General features: G+C 42.5%; 5 protein-coding genes. 2 read left to right on the forward strand and 3 right to left on the reverse strand.

The window, feature by feature from the left end; translation table 11 throughout:
* Positions 1-177: 177 nt before the first annotated feature.
* Positions 178-855, reverse strand: coding sequence for a DUF421 domain-containing protein (locus tag ABWY16_RS02520; protein WP_353903076.1), 678 nt, complete (start codon positions 853-855; stop codon positions 178-180).
* Positions 856-1,011: 156 nt separating this feature from the next.
* Between ABWY16_RS02520 and ABWY16_RS02525 the strand changes: the two genes are divergently transcribed.
* Both ABWY16_RS02525 and ABWY16_RS02530 read left to right on the forward strand, forming a co-directional pair.
* Positions 1,012-3,219 (forward strand): hypothetical protein, encoded by a 2,208-nt coding sequence (locus ABWY16_RS02525; protein ID WP_353903077.1) that lies wholly within the window; start codon positions 1,012-1,014, stop codon positions 3,217-3,219.
* Positions 3,220-3,249: 30 nt separating this feature from the next.
* On the forward strand, positions 3,250-3,753 hold the full coding sequence (locus ABWY16_RS02530; RefSeq protein WP_353903078.1) for a DUF892 family protein: 504 nt from the start codon (positions 3,250-3,252) through the stop codon (positions 3,751-3,753).
* A 160-nt stretch (positions 3,754-3,913) separates the two neighbouring features.
* Here the strand turns inward: ABWY16_RS02530 and ABWY16_RS02535 are convergent, their stop codons facing one another.
* Together ABWY16_RS02535 and ABWY16_RS02540 are read right to left on the reverse strand one after the other, a co-directional pair.
* Positions 3,914-5,026, reverse strand: a complete 1,113-nt coding sequence (locus tag ABWY16_RS02535) for an AI-2E family transporter (protein ID WP_353903079.1) — start codon at positions 5,024-5,026, stop codon at positions 3,914-3,916.
* Between the two features lie 92 nt (positions 5,027-5,118).
* A partial coding sequence (locus ABWY16_RS02540) for an OmpA family protein (protein WP_353903080.1) occupies positions 5,119-6,384 on the reverse strand: 1,266 nt, incomplete at its 5' end.

Here is a 6,384-nt window from a genome sequence, read left to right on the forward strand (position 1 = left end):
CCATTTCCGTCACGTTCAATTGTAAGGCCATCCGTTTACCCATCAGACGGATCGCTAAAATCAGAATAAAGTAAATGATCACCGTGCGGATCATAACTTCAATATAAAAGGAACCAGGTACTTCCCCGATAAAGATCCTGTGCCAGTCCAATAACCTGTATGCTTCTTTTTCCATAATTAAATAATTGCAGCAATGAATAGATCCTGTTTACAATTGTAACAAACTTTGCTTTGGGTATTATTTACAGTGCCGCAGTTCTGGCAAACCATCTCATCCTTCTTACCTTTCTGAAGAGACAGAATTTCATGATCCGTTGGCGGAAATAGCGCCAGTCCAAACTGATCTTCCCGCAAAAACAGTGTAAAAGAACCTGATGGTTCCAGGTAAACCCTCTGCAGTTTGCCCAGATTCATCACGTTTTTACTCCGTAACTCTGAGAATAACTGCTGCCGGGAGATCCTCACCTCCCTCATATTCTCCAGCTGCAAAACCCCGTTTTTAACAAGTATCGTAGGGCTTCCATACAAAAGCTTCTCGCCCTTCCTGCTTTTCATACTAAAATAATTCACACCGCGATGCAGCCCCAGGGCAGTCACAAGAATGATTGCCCCCTGCAAAATCCCCCGATCAGATATCTGCATCGGCACGGATACAATTGCCCCAAGGGTAACCATCACCGTCATTTCTATAATGGTGAGCTGCCCGCTCATGCGTTTGCCCAGCCATCTCACAATAGCCAGCAGCAAAAGATAAATAATGAGTGTTCTGAAAAACACCTCAACCAGAAACAATGCACTCACATCTCCGAATAATATCCGCTGCCAGTCTCCCAGTTTTATTTCATCAGCTTTCATAAAAAATCAGTAAAAACGACTGTTAAAGCACAGTCAGGCCCAGAACATTCGTGATCACATTTAGTTTAGTTTTTATTCAGCATCAGCACTTATTTTTATTAAAACAAAGCTCGTATTTATCAGTTACGGCTACGCATTAACCTAAAACACTAAATTATGACTGGATTATCACCATGGGCACTCTCGGCAAGCACTGAGCTAATGGACGAACGGGAAACACTGTTCCAGAAATCAGGCCGCGAATTTACATTTGAAGTTTATTGTACCACAGATTCAGTATGGGTTTCGGTACTCATGCCTAAAGGCGGAACAATGGTTTTCCGCGCTGCATATTCACCAGGGGCCAACTTACATATCGATCAGATTCACTCATCTGACAAGGAATGCAGCCTCAGGCTGAGCAGTGATATCGGTGTATTTAAAGTAACCATTGACATCAATGAAGATGAGGCTATTCCTGTCTTGCGCTATACTACCAGCTTAAAGCCTTTGAAAGATATGATTGTCCCCTACTGGCCAAAAGATATCATCGCCAGCGGGAAAAACGGAAATACAGAAAATATTTCAGGGAAGATTCACGCGAGCCAGGTAGGAACGCGTTCCGGAATGATCTACATGAGCATGACCAAACCGAAATCAGCATCTGTACTTTACCTGCAAAACCTTACTGCACTGGCAGACTATTGCCAGCAGACAGAAACATCAGCGGCTGATACCGTTGGCGGAAACTGGCCGGAAATGGGTTTTTCACTGCCACCTTCATTAGAAAAACCCCTGCTGGCAGGTAAAGAAATATGTATAGGTGATGCCTTCGTGGCATTTGACCCAACATTACCTGCTAACGAGGCAGCAATCATGCGCCAGTACCTGGATCTATTGGCGAGAGTTTACTTATTGTTACCCAAACCCGAAACAGCATACCAGCCCTGGCCAGAGATCCTGGACAAAGGATTAAAAGATCTGGTAGAAAATGCAGGATGCAGCTCGCAGGTGGGCGATAATGAATATTTTAACGCCTATGTCAGTGATTATGAAACTCCACCCGAGATTATGGTGCAACTGGCGGTTCTATTGCCTTTGCTGGACTATGTAGAATGGTGCGGCGACACCCTCGACATCATGCAAACAATTAAAAATGGTTTGCCGGAGTTTTATGACAAAGACTTAAAGACTATCATGAGGTGGCTCCCTGCTGCCGAAGGTAAGCTTAAAGGCGAAGAAGAGCAGAAGATACCTAAAGTAATGGATTCATGGTACCTACACCATCCGCTGCTCAATTTATCACGCCTTGCACTTAAAGGCGATAAAGTTGCTAAAGAGTTATTTATGGACTCCCTTGAATATGCCATTAAGGTAGCAAAACACTTCAAATACAAATGGCCGGTCTTCTATAAGATGGATACGCTTGAAGTACTGAAAGCCGAAACGGCAGAGGGAAAAGGCGGTGAAAAAGATGTAGCAGGATTGTACGCGCATGTGATGTTACAGGCATTTGAACTAACCGGAGAAGACAGGTATTTAAATGAAGCAGAACGCGCTGCAAAAACACTGGCAGGTTATGGTTTTGAGATATTCTATCAGGCCAATAACACAGCTTTTTCATCAGGCGCTTTACTTCGCCTGTACAAAATTACAAAGAATGAACTGTACCTCGATCTGAGTTACATGTGCCTGGCGGGAATATTTAAAAATGTGCAGCTCTGGGATTGTAACTACGGATACGGAAAGAATTTCCCAACTTTTTTTGCCTTGTTTCCTTTAAATGATGCACCATACACAGCAGCTTATGAGGAGCAGGAAGTCTTTTGTGCTTTGCACGATTATCTTAAGCACAGCGAAGGTGTAGACATTCTGCCTTCAGTTAAATTGCTGCTGGCAGAATTTATACGCTACCTGGTAAACCGCGCAGTATATTACTATCCTGCCATGCTGCCTGATGAGATGCTGGAAGATGAAGCCAAAGTGGGTGAACTCAACAAAAAGTTGTGGATAGCACTGGAAGACCTGCATGACGGATGGGAAAAATCAGGTGCTGTTGGTCAGGAAGTCTACGGAGCAGGTAATGCTTTTGGGATTTTGCCAAGGCATTACTTTAATCTACCCGGCGAGGAGTTTTATATTTATATAGATTACCCTACCGCTAATTTTAAAGCAGGTACAAAAAAGAAAGTAACATTCAATGTGCTTGGGCTTGCCAGTTCTGTATGCAGGTTAATGCTTGTGAAAAAAGGAGGTAAAAAACTCCCTGAACTGGAGGTACGTTATGCAGGCGAAAAAGAACAATTAACAGGAAAAACTGTTAATGGAGGAAACATAGAATATACAATGAGAGGAGAAGCAGATGTAGAAATACGCTGGAAATAATCCCTCTCAGAGATAAAACACAAAAGACCAATGAAAAACAGCGTTCCTAACCTTACTGAAACCTTCAAAACTATGCTTTCCGAACAGCTGGCAGCAGAAAAGAAATACTTCAAAATCCTGGATAAGTTAACAAAAGCGGTGTACACCGATGAATTGCAGCTGGCTATATCACCTGGAGAGACCGATATTGAAAGTCATATCTCAAGGCTTAGCCGGGCAATGGCCGCAGTAAAACAAAAAGCCCAGGTGGCTTCGTCTGCCATTGATGAGGAATTGCTGAATACGCTGAAAACGGCAGCCGCTGGTAAGACTACATCGCTTGCAAAAGATCTGACGCTGCTGGAGATCTTTAAGTTGATATACACACTGAAGGTTTGCAGATATGATTCCCTATACCGTATGGCAGCTGTTTTAGGCCATGAAGAATATGCGATGCTGCTGGAGCAATGCAGCAAAGACAACCAGAATACCTACGCCTACCTCAATCAGATCTCACAGAATGTGGTCTATCCGGAAATAAATTCAAACTCTTAGCTGCAAAAACTGGTATGTAACTAACACTGAAGCATTTCCCTGGTACTGGGTTTAGGCATGTATATTTCTGCCGAAGTTATTGCCAAACATGGTGGTACTGCCCCAGCCATGATAAAATAAAAAGCACAATATCATAAAGACATTGTGCTTTTTTAATCAATTATTTAGCAGCTCTTTTAGCTGTTAGCTTTGTTGCCAGTTTATTTTGTTTCAGCTCCTCGTCTCCAAGGATAATTCCCCATGATTGCAAGCCATCTACCCTGTCGAAAATGATCTTGAGTACGGCAATCACCGGAATAGAAAGAAACATCCCCGGGATACCCCAGATCATCTCTCCTATAATCACACCAAGTACTGTAACCAGTGCGTTTATCCGAACCTTAGAGCCTACAACGACAGGAAGCAGGATATTACTGTCAATCAGGTGAGTTACAATCAAAGTAATAATCACAAGTACCACCTTAGAAATTACAGTAGCTGTAGCAAAAGTAACCAGTGTACTGATTACAAGGGCCGAGAAGATACCGATATAAGGGATGATGTTGAACAAGCCTGTAATCAGACCAAGCAATACCGCGTATTTGATACCGAGCAGCCAGAAAGCAACACATACCACCAGCGATACGATTGCCGCTTCGATGAGCAGTCCGATGATATACTTCCTGATCATATACTGAACACGCTCAATGATCTCGTATACAACTTCCTTATTTTCATCAAGGAATACAGAGATTAAAAACTTCATGATCAGCCTGCGGTACAGCAGGAAAAAGAAAGTATAAATAAAAGTAAATACAAAAAACAGCATCAAACCTGATAATGACAGCAGTGTTGCTCCCAGAACCGTAGTACCAGAGGCCATTACCTTGCTTGTAGCAGAATGTACATAAGTGAGTTGCTTATCCGCATTCACATGAAAAGTTGCTGCAATCCAGTCCTGCAGGCTGTCCAGCGTTTTCAGCAGTTGCTGCTGAAACTGAGGCCAGTCGTTCGCCAGGTCGCTCATCTGAGATCCGATAACATAAAGTATCAATCCGATACCGCTTAAAAGTAAGATGATCGAGATCATTGATGCCGCACTGCGCGGAAGTTTCATCTTAGTCTCCAGAAAGGAAGCCAGTGGCAGCAGTAAAATAGAGAACAGACAAGAAAAGATCAGGGGCGACAGAATCTCCTTGGCTACGATGGTGGCGTAGATCAGGATCACAAGGCTGATCAGTATTGATGAAAGCTTGATGTGAAAGGGTAAGTCCTTAGGTAGTTTAAATTCCATGAGCGTAAAAAATAACAGGATAAATAATATTGGCCGGATAAAATTAAAGCCTGCAGAATCTGCAGGCTTTAATTATTAGAGTGAATTACAGATTAATACAATGTGAATTCAACCCTTCTGTTTTTCTGACGTCCAGCTGCTGTTTTGTTTGTAGCAATTGGTTGGTTTGGTCCGTAACCTGTAGCTTCGATACGTGATGGGTTAGCACCCTGAGAAACTAAGTAAGATTTAACCGCTTCAGCTCTGTCTTTAGATAAGCTTAAGTTTAAAGCCATAGAACCTGTGTTATCAGTATGTCCTGCTAATTTCAAGCTAAAGTTTTTCTCAACCAATAAAGCCGCAACTCTGTTTAATGTTGTGTAAGAAGTCGCTTTGATTGTAGATTTACCTAAATCAAATTCTAAATCTCTGATCGCTTCGCTTACTACTTTACGGTCAGATTCAGTGATGATCACTTTTTCTCTGATTACTGGTTTAGGTGCAACTAAAGGACAACCTGCTCCGTCAACCACTGTGTTTGCAGCTGTTCCGGCACATTTGTCAAATTTGTTTGCAACACCGTCCATATCATCATCACCCATATCTTTTGCATATTGTTCCTGATCTCTCATTCTGTTTTGCTCAGATGTAGATAATGCTCTTCTTAACTCAGCGCTTTCTGCTGCACTTTCCTCACGGATAGCTGCTACTGCACTGTAGTTTTGCAATTGAGAAGTTCCTTTTTTACCCAGGGCAATCTCAACACCAGCATGTGCATAAGAAAACTTATCATTTGTTGCACTTGCAACACCATCAAAGTTATTGTCTTTCACGAAGCTTACTGTATAACCTAAGTCGATGTTTACACCTTTAGATACACCCAGTTTGAAACCTGCTCCAACCGGAATAAACCAGTTTTCGTTGTAACCTGTGCTTGCACCTGCCGGAGTGTTCTGTACATTGGCGCTTGACGACATGTAACCAGCACCTGCAGTAACATATGGAGATAAGAAATTACGTTTTTGGTTTAAGCTTAAGTTAGCAATTGTAAAGTTTGCACTAACTGCTGCCGACCAGTCGATTCTTGTTTCGAAGCTGCTTGCATCCTGAGCTGCAGTTGGTGAAGGCAAAGAATTAGCTCTGAATCCTTTTACTTTACCAGCAAGGAAATCAGCCTGGATACCAAATCCAGGAAGAATTTGTTTCTTGATGTAACCTCCGTAACCCCAGCTTTCCTGTGGTGTGCGGAAATCGCCATTGCTGTTTCCGTTGAATGGAGTATAGTGAGTTAACATACCACCGTTAAGGCCGATTGACCAGGTACGGAAGTCTTTTTTGTCAAAACGTTTTGTTGTGTCAGAATTCATGTCCTGAGCAAA

The sequence above is a fragment of the Pedobacter sp. genome (assembly GCF_040513095.1).
In the GTDB taxonomy this organism is placed as follows: domain Bacteria; phylum Bacteroidota; class Bacteroidia; order Sphingobacteriales; family Sphingobacteriaceae; genus Pedobacter.